Source organism: Kosakonia sp. SOY2 (assembly GCF_027109175.1).
Classification (GTDB): domain Bacteria; phylum Pseudomonadota; class Gammaproteobacteria; order Enterobacterales; family Enterobacteriaceae; genus Kosakonia.
On sequence record NZ_JAPVXH010000003.1, the window covers coordinates 356,820 to 373,603 of the forward strand.

17 protein-coding genes are annotated in these 16,784 nt (G+C 53.1%); 9 read left to right on the forward strand and 8 right to left on the reverse strand.

Annotation, left to right across the window (positions count from 1 at the left end; all coding sequences use genetic code 11):
* Positions 1-7: 7 nt before the first annotated feature.
* From nirC to nirB, 3 genes are all read right to left on the reverse strand, one after another.
* Positions 8-817, reverse strand: a complete 810-nt coding sequence (gene nirC, locus O3S68_RS18510; RefSeq protein WP_044489510.1) for a nitrite transporter NirC — start codon at positions 815-817, stop codon at positions 8-10.
* Positions 818-912: 95 nt separating this feature from the next.
* Positions 913-1,239: a nitrite reductase small subunit NirD gene (nirD, locus tag O3S68_RS18515; protein ID WP_269232175.1), complete on the reverse strand. Its 327-nt coding sequence runs from the start codon at positions 1,237-1,239 to the stop codon at positions 913-915.
* Complete coding sequence (nirB, locus tag O3S68_RS18520; RefSeq protein ID WP_269232176.1) at positions 1,236-3,779, reverse strand: nitrite reductase large subunit NirB; 2,544 nt, start codon at positions 3,777-3,779, stop codon at positions 1,236-1,238. Before nirB ends, nirD begins: the two co-directional genes overlap by 4 nt.
* Positions 3,780-4,019: 240 nt before the next feature.
* Here nirB and O3S68_RS18525 point away from each other — a divergent pair, with 240 nt between their 5' ends.
* From O3S68_RS18525 to argD, 6 genes are all read left to right on the forward strand, one after another.
* Positions 4,020-5,321: a cytosine deaminase gene (locus O3S68_RS18525; protein WP_269232177.1), complete on the forward strand. Its 1,302-nt coding sequence runs from the start codon at positions 4,020-4,022 to the stop codon at positions 5,319-5,321.
* 143 nt (positions 5,322-5,464) lie between these two features.
* Positions 5,465-6,037: a peptidylprolyl isomerase A gene (ppiA, locus tag O3S68_RS18530; RefSeq protein WP_017459864.1), complete on the forward strand. Its 573-nt coding sequence runs from the start codon at positions 5,465-5,467 to the stop codon at positions 6,035-6,037.
* Positions 6,038-6,142: 105 nt separating this feature from the next.
* The gene (locus O3S68_RS18535; protein WP_269232178.1) at positions 6,143-6,313 is read left to right on the forward strand and encodes a YhfG family protein; all 171 of its coding nucleotides are present in this window, start codon (positions 6,143-6,145) and stop codon (positions 6,311-6,313) included.
* The gene (locus O3S68_RS18540; protein ID WP_269232179.1) at positions 6,303-6,905 is read left to right on the forward strand and encodes a putative adenosine monophosphate-protein transferase Fic; all 603 of its coding nucleotides are present in this window, start codon (positions 6,303-6,305) and stop codon (positions 6,903-6,905) included. Before O3S68_RS18535 ends, O3S68_RS18540 begins: the two co-directional genes overlap by 11 nt.
* A 31-nt stretch (positions 6,906-6,936) precedes the next feature.
* Positions 6,937-7,500: an aminodeoxychorismate synthase component 2 gene (gene pabA / locus O3S68_RS18545; protein WP_269232180.1), complete on the forward strand. Its 564-nt coding sequence runs from the start codon at positions 6,937-6,939 to the stop codon at positions 7,498-7,500.
* An 87-nt stretch (positions 7,501-7,587) separates the two neighbouring features.
* The gene (gene argD / locus O3S68_RS18550) at positions 7,588-8,808 is read left to right on the forward strand and encodes a bifunctional acetylornithine/succinyldiaminopimelate transaminase (protein WP_269232181.1); all 1,221 of its coding nucleotides are present in this window, start codon (positions 7,588-7,590) and stop codon (positions 8,806-8,808) included.
* On the opposite strand, the gene O3S68_RS18555 is transcribed toward argD, so the two are convergent.
* Positions 8,798-10,876, reverse strand: coding sequence for a YccS/YhfK family putative transporter (locus tag O3S68_RS18555; RefSeq protein WP_269232182.1), 2,079 nt, complete (start codon positions 10,874-10,876; stop codon positions 8,798-8,800). The two genes, argD and O3S68_RS18555, sit on opposite strands and share 11 nt — an antisense overlap.
* A gap of 46 nt (positions 10,877-10,922) precedes the next feature.
* The gene (gene crp / locus O3S68_RS18560) at positions 10,923-11,555 is read right to left on the reverse strand and encodes a cAMP-activated global transcriptional regulator CRP (protein ID WP_000242758.1); all 633 of its coding nucleotides are present in this window, start codon (positions 11,553-11,555) and stop codon (positions 10,923-10,925) included.
* Between the two features lie 304 nt (positions 11,556-11,859).
* Here crp and O3S68_RS18565 point away from each other — a divergent pair, with 304 nt between their 5' ends.
* Positions 11,860-12,264, forward strand: a complete 405-nt coding sequence (locus O3S68_RS18565) for an OsmC family protein (RefSeq protein ID WP_020455522.1) — start codon at positions 11,860-11,862, stop codon at positions 12,262-12,264.
* A 42-nt stretch (positions 12,265-12,306) separates the two neighbouring features.
* Here O3S68_RS18565 and O3S68_RS18570 read toward each other — a convergent pair whose 3' ends face one another.
* From O3S68_RS18570 to O3S68_RS18580, 3 genes are read right to left on the reverse strand one after another with little or no spacing between them, the layout of a single operon-like run.
* Positions 12,307-13,176, reverse strand: coding sequence for a phosphoribulokinase (locus tag O3S68_RS18570; protein WP_020455521.1), 870 nt, complete (start codon positions 13,174-13,176; stop codon positions 12,307-12,309).
* 54 nt (positions 13,177-13,230) lie between these two features.
* The gene (locus O3S68_RS18575; protein WP_269232183.1) at positions 13,231-13,449 is read right to left on the reverse strand and encodes a YheU family protein; all 219 of its coding nucleotides are present in this window, start codon (positions 13,447-13,449) and stop codon (positions 13,231-13,233) included.
* Positions 13,446-14,465 (reverse strand): hydrolase, encoded by a 1,020-nt coding sequence (locus O3S68_RS18580; RefSeq protein WP_269232184.1) that lies wholly within the window; start codon positions 14,463-14,465, stop codon positions 13,446-13,448. The genes O3S68_RS18575 and O3S68_RS18580 overlap by 4 nt, the downstream gene beginning before the upstream one ends.
* A gap of 178 nt (positions 14,466-14,643) precedes the next feature.
* On the opposite strand from O3S68_RS18580, the gene O3S68_RS18585 reads away from it, so the two are divergent.
* Both O3S68_RS18585 and O3S68_RS18590 read left to right on the forward strand, forming a co-directional pair.
* A complete protein-coding gene (locus O3S68_RS18585; RefSeq protein ID WP_269232185.1) occupies positions 14,644-15,765 on the forward strand; it encodes a toxic anion resistance protein in 1,122 nt (373 codons plus the stop codon).
* A gap of 17 nt (positions 15,766-15,782) precedes the next feature.
* Entirely contained in the window at positions 15,783-16,760 is a 978-nt protein-coding gene (locus O3S68_RS18590) for a hypothetical protein (protein WP_020455518.1), read from the forward strand.
* Positions 16,761-16,784 lie beyond the last annotated feature (24 nt).

The following is a 16,784-nucleotide window of genomic DNA, read 5'->3' on the forward strand; positions in this document are numbered from 1 at the left end:
CAACATTTTAGTTATTCGCTGTAGCCTGGCTTGCCACGCGGGTGACCGCAGAAGGACGCTCAGATTTCGGCGTAGCATACCAGTAACCTAACCCCATAAATACCGCACCAGAGAGAGTATTGCCAAGCGTTACCCACAGCAGGTTATGACCGATACCGGAGAGGGTATACGCCTCGCTGTGATGACCAAACCAGGAGAGGGCAAAGAGCGTCATATTGGCGATGGAGTGTTCGTAACCCGAGGCGATAAACGCCAGCAGACACCACCAGATAGCGAGGAATTTTGCTGCGCCTTCGGTACGGATTGCCATCCAGATAGCCAGGCACACCAGCCAGTTACACAGCGCCCCCTTAAAGAACAACACCGTTGCTGGCGCACTGGTTTTCGCCAGCGCTACCGCATGCACCAGACTCGTATCCACCGGTAACAAACTGCCGCCACCCCAGCTATACAGCAACGCGACGAACACTGATCCGAGCAAATTACCGAGCCAGGTTTGTGGCAAAATAGCCCACATTTGCCCGTGGCTGATGGTGCCCGCTTTGACGCCCAGCGTCAGAAACATGGTGTGACCGGTAAACAATTCAGAACCGGCGATAATCACCAGCGTTAAGGCGATACCGAACGTCGCGCCCATCACCAGCGGGCGCAACGTCGGATCAAGCAGGTTACCAAGGGTAAAAATCAGGATGATGCCGAGGCCAACATAAGCGCCCGCCATGGCAGAGCTTATCCAGAAACCCAGCGGATTTTGTGAAGAGAGGCGAGCGATACGCGCAGCGTTAGCCGCGCACTTATTAATAGTGTCGGTAAACATGATGTTGATTATCCAAAGTTAAAAGAAAATGTTTAAAAGGAAAAAATGAAAACGAAAAAGTGAAACAGCGGGAGCATTGCGCCCCCGCAGGGGTATTACGCTTTAATCTGTACTTCGCCGTCTTTCACGCGCGCATCGAAATGCGCGACAGAGCGGCTTTCATCTTCCATGCATACGCCGTCGCGCAGGCGGAAGCGCTGTTTTTTCAGCGGGCTGGCAACCCATAACTCGCCTTGATGTTCAGCGATAAGGCCGCGAGAGAGCACGCTGGACTCAAAAAACGGGTCGATATTGCTGATGGCATACACTTGATCATCATGGCGCGGGCGGAAAATCGCGATTTGCTGACCTTTCACCAACGCACACACACCGGTCGCCGGGATGATGTCGTCGATTTTGCAGACGGTGTTCCACTGGCTCATGCGTTATCCTCCACTAACACCACCGGAATTCGTTCATACGGGGTTGCCGGGCGATGTTGCTGACGCTCTGGCACTACCTGCACGTTCGGATCGCGGCGGTCGCTGTTGATAAAGTGTTTGAAGCGAAGCTGCGCAGAAGGCGTGTTCACCGTTTCAGTCCATTCGCAGACTACCGCTTCACGCAGGCGGGTCATCTCTTCTTCAAGCTGCGCGTCAAAGCCCAGTTTGTCATCGATAATCACGCTCTTCAGATATTCGATGCCGCCTTCCATGCTGTCGAGCCAGGAGGCGGTACGCGTCAGTTTGTCGGCGGTACGGATGTAGAACATCATAAAGCGGTCAAGATAGTGCAGCAGGGTTTCGCGATCGAGATCCGCCGCCAGCAGGTCCGCGTGGCGCGGCTTCATGCCGCCGTTACCGCACACATACAGGTTCCAGCCTTTTTCCGTGGCGATGATCCCCACGTCTTTACCCTGTGCTTCGGCACATTCACGGGTACAGCCAGAGACGCCGAACTTCATTTTGTGCGGGGTCCGAATCCCTTTGTAGCGGTTTTCCAGCTCAACGCCGAAGCCCACACTGTCACCCACACCGTAACGGCACCAGGTCGAACCGACACAGGTTTTCGCCATACGCAGCGCTTTGGCGTAGGCGTGCCCGGTTTCAAAGCCCGCGTTAATCAACTGACGCCAGATTTCCGGCAGGTCGTCTTTTTGCGCGCCAAACAGGCCAATACGCTGAGAACCGGTGATTTTGGTGTAGAGATTGAATTCATGGGCAATACGGCCCACTTCCATCAGCCCTTCCGGGGTGATTTCGCCGCCTGCGGAGCGCGGGATCACGGAATAGGTGCCATCTTTCTGGATGTTGGCGAGGAAGTTGTCGTTGGTATCCTGCAACGGTGTGTGCTGCGGTTTCAGGATGTACTCATTCCAGCAGGAAGCCAGCAGTGAACCGATGGTCGGTTTACACACTTCGCAACCATAGCCTTTGCCATATTTTGCCAGCAGTTCGTCGAAGGATTTAATACCTTCCACGCGGATCAGGTGGTACAGCTCCTGGCGTGAGTAAGCGAAGTGCTCACACAGATTATTGGTTACTTCGATACCCTGTTTCGCCAGTTCGGCGTTCAGCACCTGGGTTACCAGTGGGATACAACCGCCGCAGCCCGTACCGGCTTTGGTTTCTGCTTTCAGTGCGGCAACGGTGTGACAGCCTTTGTTAATCGCGGCAATCAGGTCGCCTTTGGTGACGTCGAAGCAGGAGCAGATCTGCGCGCTGTCCGGCAGCTTATCCACGCCGATAGAGGGTTTACCGCCTGCCGCATGGGCCGGCAGGATCAGCGCATCCGGGTTTTCCGGCAGTTCAATAGCGTTCAGCACCAGTTGCAGCAGGTTGCCGAAATCACTGGTGTCACCCACCAGTACCGCGCCGAGCAGGGTTTTGTTATCCGGGCTGACAATCAGACGCTTGTAAACTTCTTTGCTTTCGTCGAGATAGACATAGCTGCGAGCGCCTGGCGTACGACCATGCGCGTCGCCGATACCACCAACGTCGACGCCGAGCAGTTTCAGTTTGGCGCTGAGGTCTGCACCTTCAAAGGCGTTGGCGGTGCCGAGGATATGATCCACTGCCACCTGCGCCATTTTGTAACCTGGCGCGACCAGACCGTATACGCGGTTGTTCCAGCTGGCGCACTCGCCGATGGCATAGATATTCGGATCCGAGGTCTGGCAGCTATCGTTGATCACGATACCGCCGCGCTGCGCCACTTCCAGGCCGCACTGGGTCGCCAGTTTGTCGCGCGGGCGAATACCGGTGGAGAAGACGATAAAGTCGACTTCCAGTGCGCTACCATCAGCAAAATGCATGGTTTTACGCGCTTCGGTGCCTTCCTGCACAATCTCTTTGGTATTTTTGCTGGTGTGCACGCGCACACCCATGCTTTCAATTTTGCGCTTCAGTTGCTCGCCGCCCATCTGGTCGAGCTGTTCTGCCATCAGCATTGGCGCAAATTCAATGACGTGGGTTTCCACGCCTAAGTTTTTCAGCGCTCCGGCCGCTTCCAGACCGAGCAAACCGCCCCCGACGACCGCGCCGCGGCGGCTGCGACGGGCGCAGGATTCAATGGCGTTCAAATCTTCAATGGTGCGATAAACGAAGCAGTCTTGTGTTTCGGAACCTTTGATCGGCGGGATCCACGGATAGGAACCGGTAGCCATGATCAATTTGTCGTAATAAACCGTGCGTCCGGCGCTGGAGTGGATCACTTTTTCCTGACGGTTGATAGTGATAGCGCGCTCGCCGACCAGCACTTTTACGCCGTGTTTCTCGTAAAAGCCCTCGCGAACCAGCGACAGCTCTTCAGCCGTATGGTGGGAAAAATAGGAAGAGAGGTGGACGCGGTCGTAGGCTTTACGCGGCTCCTCACAGAAGACGGTAATATCGAACTGGCTGGCGTCGGCTTTATCGAGGAGATCCTCAATAAAACGGTGACCGACCATGCCGTTACCGATAATAGCGAGTTTGACTTTGCTCATTTTTGCCTCGATTTCTTTTCTACTACCACCTACCTTAACGATTCAGCTACCCGGCTTATTGATGTACATCAAATACACCTTCGCATACCACTTAATGGGTAGATGTTTGATTTTTATTGGTTTTTATAAGTCGCGGATATCACTGGTTTTTATGGTTTGCGGAATTTGTGTACAAAAAAAGAGGGTTTTTGCACGCCCGTCTGATACAAATTATCGGAGGGAAACAGAGGGAGTCACACTATGTCGGCAGCACCGATTTGGTTAGTTCAGAATGTGCATTTACCCGATCGCGAAGGGTTATGGCAAATCGCGATTGAGAATGGTCGCTTCGGTGAAATCACTCCGATGAATGAAACACACAGCGATAGCCTGGAAGTGCTGAATGCGCACGGTGGGCTGGCGCTACCGCCGTTTGTCGAACCGCATATTCACCTGGATACCACGCAAACTGCCGGAGAGCCGAACTGGAATCAATCCGGCACGCTGTTTGAAGGCATTGAGCGCTGGGCGGAACGCAAAGCGCTGCTGAGCCACCAGGATGTCAAAGCGCGCGCCTGGCAAACATTGAAGTGGCAAATGGCCAACGGCGTGCAGCATGTGCGGACCCATGTTGATGTTTCCGATCCCAGCCTGACAGCGCTGAAAGCCATGCTGGAAGTAAAAGTCGAGGTCGCGCCGTGGATTGATCTGCAAGTCGTTGCTTTCCCGCAGGAAGGAATTCTCTCCTATCCCAACGGCGCTGCATTGCTGGAAGAGGCGCTCCAGCTTGGCGCGGATGTGGTTGGCGCGATCCCGCACTTTGAATTTACCCGCGAATATGGTGTTGAATCGCTGCACATTGCGTTCGCACTGGCGCAAAAATATGACCGCCCGTTGGATATTCACTGTGATGAAATTGACGACGAGCAGTCGCGATTTGTCGAAACCGTTGCCGCGCTGGCGCTGAAGATGGGCATGGGCCCGCGCGTCACCGCCAGCCATACCACGGCGATGCACTCTTACAATGGCGCATACACCTCGCGGCTGTTCCGTCTGTTAAAGCTTTCCGGCATTAACTTTGTCGCTAACCCGCTGGTAAACATTCACTTGCAGGGGCGCTTTGACGATTATCCAAAGCGCCGGGGAATTACGCGGGTGAAAGAGCTCCTGGCGGCGGGAATAAATGTCTGCTTTGGCCATGACGATGTGTTTGATCCCTGGTATCCGCTTGGCACCGGCAATATGTTGCAGGTGCTGCATATGGGGCTGCACGTTTGTCAGCTAATGGGCTACCAGCAAATTAATGATGGGTTGCGTCTTATCACGCATAACAGCGCCAGAACGTTTGGTTTAACGCAATACGGGATTGAAACGGGTTACCCGGCGAACATGGTCATTTTGCCCGTTGAAAGCGGTTTTGATGCGGTGCGCTGCCAGTCGCCGGTACGCTGGTCGATTCGACAAGGGCGGATCATTGCCAGCACGCAACCTGCGCAAAGCTGGATTCAGATGGATAACGGTGGTGAAGCGGTGCTTTTTAGCCGTTATCGTTCAGGTATGTAGCCTTCGTGAAGCGGGTTGTGAGCGGTCTGGCGTTACATCTGTTACTAAATACGTAAAATTAAGTAAAAGGCTGGCCTGCTGGCTGACTGCTCTTTAGAATCAAGCCACTCGCTTTCTTTACTGCTCTTCGTTAAGGAAACCTTATGGTTAAATCGACTCTGGCGGCTGTTGCGGCTGTGTTTGCCCTTTCTGCTTTCTCTTCTGCTGCGCTGGCGGCAAAAGGCGATCCTCATGTTCTGCTCACCACTTCCGCCGGTAACATTGAACTGGAGCTGAACAACCAGAAAGCCCCTGTGTCGGTGAAAAACTTCCTTGATTACGTAAATAACGGTTTCTATAACAACACCACGTTTCATCGTGTGATCCCGGGATTTATGGTGCAGGGCGGTGGTTTCAACGAACAGATGCAGCAAAAGCAGCCTAACCCGCCTATTAAAAACGAGGCTGACAATGGCTTGCGTAACACGCGTGGCACCATTTCGATGGCGCGCACTGCCGATAAAGATAGCGCAACCAGCCAGTTCTTTATCAACGTGGCTGACAACGCTTTCCTCGATCATGGCCAGCGCGACTTTGGTTATGCGGTGTTTGGTAAAGTGGTGAAGGGCATGGATGTCGCCGACAAAATTTCCCAGGTACCGACGCACGATGTCGGGCCTTACCAGAATGTTCCGTCAAAACCGGTCGTTATTCTCTCCGCGAAAGTGCTGCCGTAAACTTCCCCCGCACGGGGTATTCACCCCGTGCTTCCTGAGCTTCCCTGCGTAACCTGTCATTTCTGCTTATAATTTGGGCACCGACATGTGAAACAGGGAGGCGCTATGGCCAAAAAACTCACCGACCGGCAAAAATCCCGTCTCTGGGAACAGCAGCGCAATGCCAATTTTCAGGCCAGCCGACGGCTGGAAAATGTCGACAGCGAACTGGTGACGCTAAGTCGCGCGGAAGCCGATGCGCGCCTTGAAGAACTGCGGAGGCACTATGAGCGATAAATTCGGCGACGGGCGCGATCCGTATCTCTATCCTGGCCTGAATGTGATGCGCAATGAGCTGGGGCTTCGCCAGGCGCAGAAACTGGAGCAGGCGGCTTATCAGTTCACCGCCTTACGCGCCGCCACACTGGATCTTGGCCCGATGGTGCGCGGTCTTCCTCATTTATGCGCCATTCACCACCATCTTTATCAGGATGTGTTCGACTGGGCCGGGCAGATCCGTGAAGTGGATATTTACGAAGGCGATACCCGGTTTTGCCACTTCGAGTATATCGAGAAAGAGGGCAATGCACTGATGCAGCAACTGGAAGATGAAGAGTGGCTGTGCGGGCTGGAAAGAGCGGCGTTTATTGAGCGGCTGGCGCACTACTACTGTGAAATCAACGTGCTGCACCCGTTTCGCCTTGGCAACGGTATCGCTCAGCGCATATTCTTTGAACAACTGGCGCTGCACGCGGGTTTTTCGCTCGACTGGCGTGGCATCGATCCTGATGAGTGGCGCGAGGCAAACCAGGCAGGCGCAATGGGCGACTTAGCGCCGCTTTGCACCATCTTCAGCAAAGTGGTGAGCGAAGCGGTCGAAAGCGAGTAAACTAGCGCGGTTTCCGACACCAGAGGCCGCTATGATCCTGCTTATCGACAATTACGACTCCTTTACCTGGAACCTGTATCAATATTTTTGTGAACTGGGGGCAAGCGTAGAGGTGCGGCGTAACGATGAGATCGCGCTTGCCGATATTGCTGCGCTGGCACCGGAAAAGATCGTGATTTCGCCCGGTCCCTGTACGCCGGATGAGTCCGGCGTTTCGCTGGCGGTTATCCGCCATTACGCGGGGAAATTGCCGATTCTTGGCGTTTGTCTTGGTCATCAGGCGATTGCGCAGGTCTTTGGCGCGACTATCGTTCGTGCGGCAAAAGTGATGCACGGTAAGACATCGCCTGTCACCCACAACGGCACTGGCGTATTTAGCGGGCTTAATAATCCGTTAACCGTCACCCGTTACCATTCCCTGGTTATCGATCCGCCTACATTACCGGCATGCTTTGAGATTACCGCCTGGAGTGATAGCGGCGAGATCATGGGCATTCGCCACCTGGAGTGGGATCTGGAAGGGGTGCAATTTCACCCGGAAAGTATCCTGAGCGAGCAGGGACATCAGTTATTGAAAAACTTCCTCGAATGCTGATTTGTGGTTGCCATTAACTGATTTTTTATGCATATTTCGTGATTATATTTTCATAATCAATGCAACGTAAAACTGGATGGGCAAGCCATGGCAACTCAGCAAGACGCGGTAACGCGTGCAAACTTCGATGACGTTATTCTGCCAATTTACGCACCGGCCGAGTTTATCCCGGTAAAGGGTAAAGGCAGCAGGGTGTGGGATCAGCAGGGTAAAGAGTACGTTGATTTTGCAGGTGGAATTGCGGTTACTGCGTTAGGGCACTGCCATCCGGCGCTGGTGGAGACGCTGAAAACGCAGGGCGAAACGCTGTGGCACACCAGCAATGTTTTTACCAACGAGCCTGCTCTGCGCCTGGCGCGTAAACTCATTGACGCCACGTTTGCCGAGCGTGTGGTGTTTATGAACTCCGGCACTGAAGCTAACGAAACAGCATTCAAGCTGGCGCGTTTTTATGCATCTACGCGTCACAGTCCATACAAAACAAAAATCATCGCGTTTCATAATGCCTTCCACGGCCGTTCGCTGTTTACCGTAAGCGTGGGCGGCCAGCCGAAGTATTCCGATGGCTTTGGCCCGAAACCGGCGGACATTATCCATGTGCCGTTTAACGATCTGCATGCGGTTAAAGCGGTGATGGACGATCACACCTGCGCGGTAGTGGTAGAGCCTATTCAGGGCGAAGGCGGCGTTACTGCCGCCACACCGGATTTCCTGAAAGGTTTGCGCGAGCTGTGCGATCAGCACAACGCTCTGCTGGTGTTCGACGAAGTGCAGTGCGGCATGGGCCGCAGCGGAGAGTTGTTTGCTTACATGCACTATGGTGTGACGCCGGATATTCTGACCAGCGCCAAAGCGCTCGGCGGCGGTTTCCCTATCAGCGCGATGCTGACTACACATGAAATTGCCAGTGTCTTCCACGCCGGTTCACACGGCTCTACTTACGGTGGCAACCCGCTGGCCTGCGCCGTCGCAGGAACCGCATTCGACATTATCAATACGGCGGAAGTGCTCAGCGGCGTGAATGAAAAACGTCAGTTGTTCGTTAAACATCTGCAGCAAATTGGCGAGAAGTTTGACCTGTTTAGCGATATTCGTGGCATGGGGCTGCTGATTGGTGCTGAGCTGAATCCGCAATATAAAGGCCGCGCGCGCGACTTCCTCTACGCCGCTGCCGATGCGGGCGTCATGGTGTTGAATGCTGGCCCGGACGTCATGCGTTTTGTGCCTTCGCTGATTATTGACGCGCAGGATATCGAAGAAGGGATGAAGCGCTTCGCGAATGCGGTGGCGAAAGTGATCAACGGTTAAGGCGGCGGTTTAACCAAATGCCGTGATGCGGGCGCTGACGCCATGCTACCGACGAAATGGTGTGCATGGTGCTCAGATGCCCGATAATCCGCTGTAAATGCTGCTCCAGCGTACTCATTGGCCCGTGCGTTAATGCTTCCGGGGCTTCGAGAATATTCACATCGCCGGATCCTCCCGGCCCGTCATACTCCAGCCGCTGCTGGCAGCGCTGCAGGGCAATTTCGCAGGATTGCAAATAACGTTGCGCCAGCTCCGGCGTCAACATCGTATGTTCACGTGCCAGCGTCGTCATTGCATTAATATGCTCAACGATAAACTGGCTGTGCGTTACCCACAGTTTCATATCTTCCAGATAACGCGTATTGAAGCCCGGTTCCTGCATCGCCTGGTTTAGCGAGTTAAACAAAGCGTTATGCGCCTGGTTTACGCGCATGCGCTGCCAGGCAAGCGGAGTGGGCTGCGGGTTATCGCTTAAGATCAGGCGAATCGCTTCCTGATCTGTTTCCAGCGCATCGTGCGCATTCTGCCGCAGCAAGCCACTTTGCCACTGCGGCCACAGCCAGACCATGCCGCCGAAAGCAATCAGGCAACCAATCAACGTGTCGATAAGGCGAGCGACAATAAACTCCTCACCATTGAGCGTCAGCAACTGCAAGGTGTAGACGGCGGTAATGGTAAAACCCACCATCGCCCAGCCGTAGTTTTTCCGAATAATGAGATAACTGACCAGCGTAATCATCAGCATCGCGGCCAGCGTAAAACCGAGTGGAACATGAAAGTGCAACGTCGCCCCGGCAATCACCAGCCCCGCAATGGTGCCCGCCGCCCGGTGGACAATGCGAACGCGCGTTGCGCCATAACCGTTTTGCGTGACAAACATCACCGTCATCATGATCCAGTAGGGTTTTGGTAAATGCAGGGCGCTGCCCATCAGGCTGGCGATACTGAGCATGACGCTGATTCGCGCGGCATTACGCAGCGCCGCAGATTTCAGTGATAAATAGCTTTTTAGCGCCTGGAAAAGGGGCAAGCGACGCTGCTTTTCCGCCATCAGATCGCGGGCATAGAGCGGGCGCTGAGTGCGCAAGACGCGCGCGATACGGCTAAAATGCCAGGCGCAGAACTGCCCGACCGGGTTATCCGGGTGCTGGCGGGCGATTTTTTCCAGCGCGCCAATCTGCTTATCCATGTTGAAGCGCGTGGGATAGCGGTGATAGAGAATGTCATCTGCCAGCACGCGCAGGCGAGCGGCGACAGTTTGCGCGTTCCAGCGGATCACCTGTTCGGCGTGGGTTTGTTCCACCAGTTTTTGCACTTCTTCCGGCTGGTGCAAACTCACCGAAATGTGCTCTTGCAAATCAATCCCTACCTGGAAAACCCGTAGTAGCCGTTTGTAATCGTTGTGTTTATTGGCAGCCAGCATATGCAGTTGTTGATAGCACTGGCTTATCATATCCACCGCTTTCTGCTGGCGGGCAAGCAACGGCGGCAGCGCTTTTTCCGGGTCGGCATGCTGCGTCAGCAAGCTGTATTTCGCCTCGCAGTAGTCTGCCAGTTGTCGGTAGAGCAGGCTGAGCGATTCGCGCAGCGGTTGCTCGCGCCACATCCAGAACCAGAACCAGTTGAACAATCCGTACCACAGCGTGCCCAGCGCATAGATAAGTATCGGCTCCCATACCGGCATGTTACCGGCGAGGCTGAGCGTAAAGATGGCGGCAATGAGCGAAGCCGGGAGCAGGCGACCGTGCAGCGCACTGATTTCGGCGGTTACGCCTAAAACCAGCGTCAGCCCGGTGAGGATCAGCGGCAATGGAAGATCTCTCGCCAGCAATAGCTGCACCGCCAGGCTGCTGCCTGCAAACAGCGTTCCGCCAATGATCAGGCGTTTGAAAAAACGTTTATGTGGCGTATCAAGCCCGGCAATGTTGCAGCAGGCGGGAACGAGGGAAAACAGCAGACCTTGTTGCAGATGACCAGTAACCAGACCAATGGCCACAGGTAAACATAACACCAGCGTTTGTCGCAGTGCGTAGTTGATTTCGGGGTGATAAATCAGCCTGCGCCACATGAGGGAAGAAAAACGACGCAGCGCGTAAGCTGCGCCGTTTTACAGATTAACGCGTTCCGTATACGACGATGGTTTTACCGTGGGCGGAAATCAGGTTCTGATCTTCGAGCATTTTGAGAATGCGGCCCACTGTTTCACGGGAACAACCGACGATCTGACCAATTTCCTGGCGAGTAATTTTAATTTGCATGCCGTCCGGATGGGTCATTGCATCTGGCTGTTTCGCCAGGTTTAACAGCGTTTGCGCGATACGGCCGGTTACATCGAGGAAGGCGAGGTTACCCACTTTTTCTGAAGTGACCTGCAGGCGACGCGCCATTTGCGAGGAAAGACGCATCAGGATATCCGGGTTAACCTGGATTAACTGACGGAATTTTTTGTACGAGATTTCAGCCACTTCACAAGCAGTTTTAGCGCGTACCCATGCACTGCGCTCCTGACCCTCTTCGAACAGGCCCAGTTCACCGATAAAATCTCCCTGGTTCAGGTAGGAGAGGATCATCTCTTTACCCTCTTCGTCCTTGATCAGCACTGCCACTGAGCCTTTAACGATGTAGTACAGCGTTTCCGCTTTTTCACCCTGGTGAATCAGCGTGCTCTTCGACGGGTACTTATGAATGTGGCAATGAGACAAGAACCATTCAAGCGTCGGGTCTGTTTGTGGTTTGCCAAGCACCATGCGCGATTATCCTCTGTTATAAGCTGTCTCAGACACAGGATGAGCCCCTACGTCTGGGGTTGCAATCTAAGCTTCCCGCATCCAGGGAAGTGGACCGTCAGCGTCATCTGCGGTCTCTAAAGTATGATGTCATGCATACATGCGTAACATCCATTTATCTCTGTAGCATCCAGAGTGTTTTAGCATAGCTTTTACCGCCTGTCTCCTGGTGTCTCGCTTCAGCATGACGCAGGTCGCCTTCCGTTGCGAGTTTTGTTATGTACGCGTAATCTGTAAAGAAAATTGCCACTCCGGAGTGAAGAAAATGCAGGCACGTGTGAAATGGGTTGAAGGGTTAACGTTCATCGGTGAGTCCGCATCGGGCCACCAAATCCTGATGGACGGCAACTCCGGCGACAAAGCGCCAAGCCCGATGGAAATGGTGCTGATGGCGGCGGGCGGATGCAGCGCCATTGATGTGGTTTCTATTTTACAAAAAGGGCGTCATGACGTGACTGACTGCGAAGTGAAGCTGACCTCAGAGCGCCGTGAAGAAGCGCCGCGCCTGTTTACCCACATCAATTTGCACTTTATCGTCACCGGTAAAGATCTGAAGGATGCTGCGGTTTCCCGCGCGGTGGATTTATCCGCGGAGAAGTATTGCTCCGTGGCCTTGATGCTCGAAAAAGCGGTGAACATCACCCACTCTTACGAAGTTATCGAAGCCTGATGTGAAAAGCCCGGTAAGCAGCACACCACCGGGCTTTCTGCATTATTTGATCTTTTTACCTTCCATCAGCCGTTGCACCAGCGGTGTCATAATCAACTCCATCGCCAGCCCCATTTTTCCGCCAGGCACCACCAGCGTATCCATATGCGAGATAAACGAGCCTTGCAGCATTGCCAGCAACCACGGGTAATCAATCCCTTCCAGATTGCGGAAATGGATCACCACAAAACTCTCGTCTAGTGAGGGAATGCCTTTCGCGGCAAACGGATTGGACGTATCCACCGTTGGCACGCGCTGGAAGTTAATGTGCGTACGGGAAAACTGCGGCGTAATAAAATTGATGTAATCCTCCATCGAACGCACGACAGAATCCATTACCGCTTCCCGCGAATGCCCGCGCTCGCTGGTATCGCGGACAAGTTTTTGAATCCATTCCAGATTGACGATCGGCACCACGCCCACCAGCAAATCCACATGACGCGCGACATCGTTTTGCGGCGTCACCACGCCGCCGTGCAGACCTTCATAAAACAGCACATCGGTCGGTTCCGGCAGCGGTTGCCACGGCGTAAACGTGCCCGGTACCTGGTTCCAGGGAACGGCTTCATCGTAGGTATGCAGGTATTTGCGCGCCTGGCCTTTGCCGGTTTGGCCATATTCGATAAACGTCTGTTCCAGCAGGCCAAAATCATTGGCTTCCGGGCCAAAATAGCTGATATGCCGCCCAAGATCGCGGGCCTTACGGATAGCCATATCCATTTCCGGGCGGGTATAGCGATGGAAGCTGTCCCCTTCCACTTCTGCCGCGTGCATATTGAGCTGGGCGAAGATCTTACGAAAGGCGAGGCTGGTGGTGGTGGTTCCCGCGCCGCTGGAGCCTGTAACGGCGATAACCGGATGTTTGGCGGACATAGCAACTCCCTGAATAAACGATTATTTCAGTATAGCCAGCCGCCATGTACCTGTTCAGTCGTGGAACTGCCCGCGCGGCATGATATTGACCGTCTCGTGCAGTTCCGACCACACCAGTACGGCTTCGCCGCGTTGCAGCTGCCGTTTAACGTCGGCGACCTTTTGCTCAAGTGAACGCTCATGTTCACCATAATCAGTGCCTTCGCGCAAGACAAAGCTCTCAATCAGATTGTCCAGCGTCTGCACATCAATCTCTTGCCAAGGAATAATCATCGTCTTTCCAGGTAAGCGGATAACCAATCTGGAATACGCTTTTCCAGCCACATTTCCGGGTGGCGCAAGGTTCCGCCAACAAACCCGACATGGCCGCCGTGTTCCGTCAGTTGGTATTCAATATTCGCCGGCAAATGTCCGGCATCCGGGATCACATTGTGATCCATAAACGGGTCATCTTTCGCGTGGATAATCAGCGTCGGTTTACGAATATCCGGCAAAACCGGCATCGCGCTACAGCGGCGATAGTAATCCAGCGCGTCGGCAAAACCGTGGATTTTCGCGGTGATCAGATCGTCGAACTCGCGAATACGACGCAGCTTACGCAGCGCCGGCAAGGTGGTTGGCAGCGAACCAGGATAAGCGCGTGATTTGCGCGCGGCGTTCGCTTTCAGCAAATTCAACAAATAGCGCTGATAAACCCGGGAAAATCCCTTATCCATATGATAACTGCAGGCTTCCAGCACCAACGGAGCAGAGACAATCACCGCCGCATCGACGGGCAAGTCGTCATCGGCTTTTGCCAGCAAACAACCGAGCATGTTCCCGCCGAGCGAATAACCCACCGCTGCGGTTGGCGCGGGCCCGAATTCCTGATGTAACCAGTGCAAGAACCAGGTGCCATCTTCGGTTTCGCCCGAGTGATAAATGCGGTTCAGACGATTTGGGATGCCGCTACAGCCGCGAAAATGCATCACCACGCCAAGCCAGCCGCGCTGTTTCGCCGCATGCACCAGTCCATGCGCATATGGGCTGTGCAGGCTGCCCTCCAGTCCATGGAAAACCACCAGCCGCGGTTTATGTTTCGCCTGATTCGGCTCTTCGCTCCAGGCCAAATCAACAAAGTCTCCATCCGGCAGCTCAAGGCGCTGCCACCAGGGTTCAAACTGGAGGCGTCGACGTAAAATGCGTGGCAGCATCGTTTGTAGATGCGGATTACGCGCACCTGGCATTGGATGAAAGTTAAGCGAGTCTCCCTGATTTTCAAGGAAATTTGCAGGTGTAATATCTGCCATCTTGTCAATAAACGTAAGTAAATAGACGATTATTATACTTGTTAATAAATGGGCTGTTTAATACTTTGCTGCTGTTGTACCGTATATGCCTTTGCAGTCGGCCCGATAACTTTCTAAGAAATCTATTACTTTCATTGGATTACTGCCGTCTGCTTTTAAATCATTGAGGATGTATTAGATGACAGACAATACCTCGCGTGACCTTGCAGCGTCACCGTCCCTGGGCCAAACCATCAACGACTTACCCGGTAGTAAAGATTTAACGCCAGCCGAGCAGACGCAAATCCAAAATATTGTCGACGAGATTAATATTAACGACCCGGTGTTTTCGCTCTCTTTTGGCGCGAAAACTATGAATAGCATTTCGCAATTCTCTGATTCGCTGATGCAAGAAGTTCGCGCAAAAGACGCGGGTGTTATCGGTGCGCAACTGACTGACTTACTGATGAAAATCAAACAGGTAGATATCAGTCACTTTGAGCAGAAACCGGGCTTTCTTGCCTCGCTTCCGCTGCTGGGTTCGCTGTTTAATCGTATTGAGCGCACCATGCTGGAGTATCAGACGCTGGCGAAGCAAGTCGATACCATCACCGAAAAACTCAATCAGGCAATGGTGGATCTGCTGCGAAATATCTCTGTACTGGAGATCCTCTTTGAACGTAACCGCGATGTTTTCCAACAAATCACGCTGCATATCATTGCCGGTAAGCAAAAGCTTGAGGAGATAAAGAGGAATGAAGTGCCCGCATTACAAGCTCAGGCGTCTGATCCAATGAACGCACAGCGTTTGCGCGACCTGATGGAGGGTATCCAGCGTTTTGAACGTCGTCTGCATGACTTAATGCTGTCGCGCACCATTGCTATGCAGAGCGCCCCGCAAATTCGTCTGATGCAAAGTAACAGCCAATCGCTGGCGGAAAAGATCCAGAGCAGCATCCTCTCCACCATTCCTGTCTGGAAGAGCCAAATAGCGCTGTCGATGTCGCTACAGACTCAGCGTCAGGCAGCGAAACTGCAAAAAGACGTTGCTGATACCACCAATGACCTGCTTCGTCGTAATGCGGAAATGTTGCAAACCGGCACCCTGGAAACGGCGCGAGAAGTTGAACGTTCTATTGTCGATATTGAGACTTTGCGCGACGTACAGTCACGCCTGCTGAACACCCTTGAAGAGTCAGTGAAAATTGCCTCTGATGCGCGCCAACGTCGTGCAGAAGTAGAAAAAGAGCTGGTTACGATGGAAAACGAAATGCGCACTCGCCTGGCTGACATTGCCAGCAGCAAGGCTGCACAGCCGTAAGAGAAACGGAATAAGTTATGTTACAGAAATTACTCCTCCCCTTTGATCACATACGTGACAGCCGATGGATGCGCGTTTTTTTCCATTTGTTCATTTTCATTCTGGCAATGATGTTTCCCTCCTTCTTTAGTGCCATACCTACAGACGTCCAGCCCACTTTGCTGGAGAACGCACAGTGGAAAGGTGCATTAAGTACGCTGTACTGGTTTGCGTTCATCATCTTATGCAGGGGGCTTATTTACGATCGCTCCTCACTGGTTATGGGCATCATCGCTGGAACAATATGGTTATTTTTTGGTGATGCGGCAGCCATGCCTTTCTGGGCGGCAATAACAACGCTGGTTTTTCATTTTTGCCGAAGCCGACACAGTCTCATGAATGTTCATGGGTGGTATCTTTTCGTCGGCGTACTTATGTTTATGGCCTACCAAAAACTTTTTGTTTTCAACGTACCTCCCCTTTTCCTGATCCTGTATGGCCTGATGTTCGTCTCCCTCTTTTTAATAAAAAAATATGCGCAGTACATTGAAGTGCGTAATCAGCAGCGGCTCAAAATCAAACAAGCCCAGGTTAAGTTTGAAGAACAGCGCGAGCAGGAAGTAAAAAGTGCGTTGAGTAGGCAGATTTCTCGTCTGGAAGGCATCGGTCATCTACCTGTCGCATTAAAAAAAGAGCTGAACGTCATTACTAACACCGCGCGGTTAATTGAACTTTGTATGCAGAGAGATGAACGGGATGAACAGCCAGGACGGTTATTTCTTGAGCGTTATTTACCGATGGTTGAAACGATTGTTACTAAAGGGCTCTCACTCTCCAACCAATTGAAAGAAGATCAGCAGCAACAGTCGCTTAACGAGCAACTGGAGGCGTTAAGAACGTTAGGTCTTGCCTTTCAGGAGAAGCACCAGGAGCTGTTAATAAACGATCAAACTGATTTAAAAACAGAACTCTCCACGCTGGATAAAATGCTAAAAACCGACGGTTACCGCAAGTGACCCTCGTGTGGCACCCGCACTTTT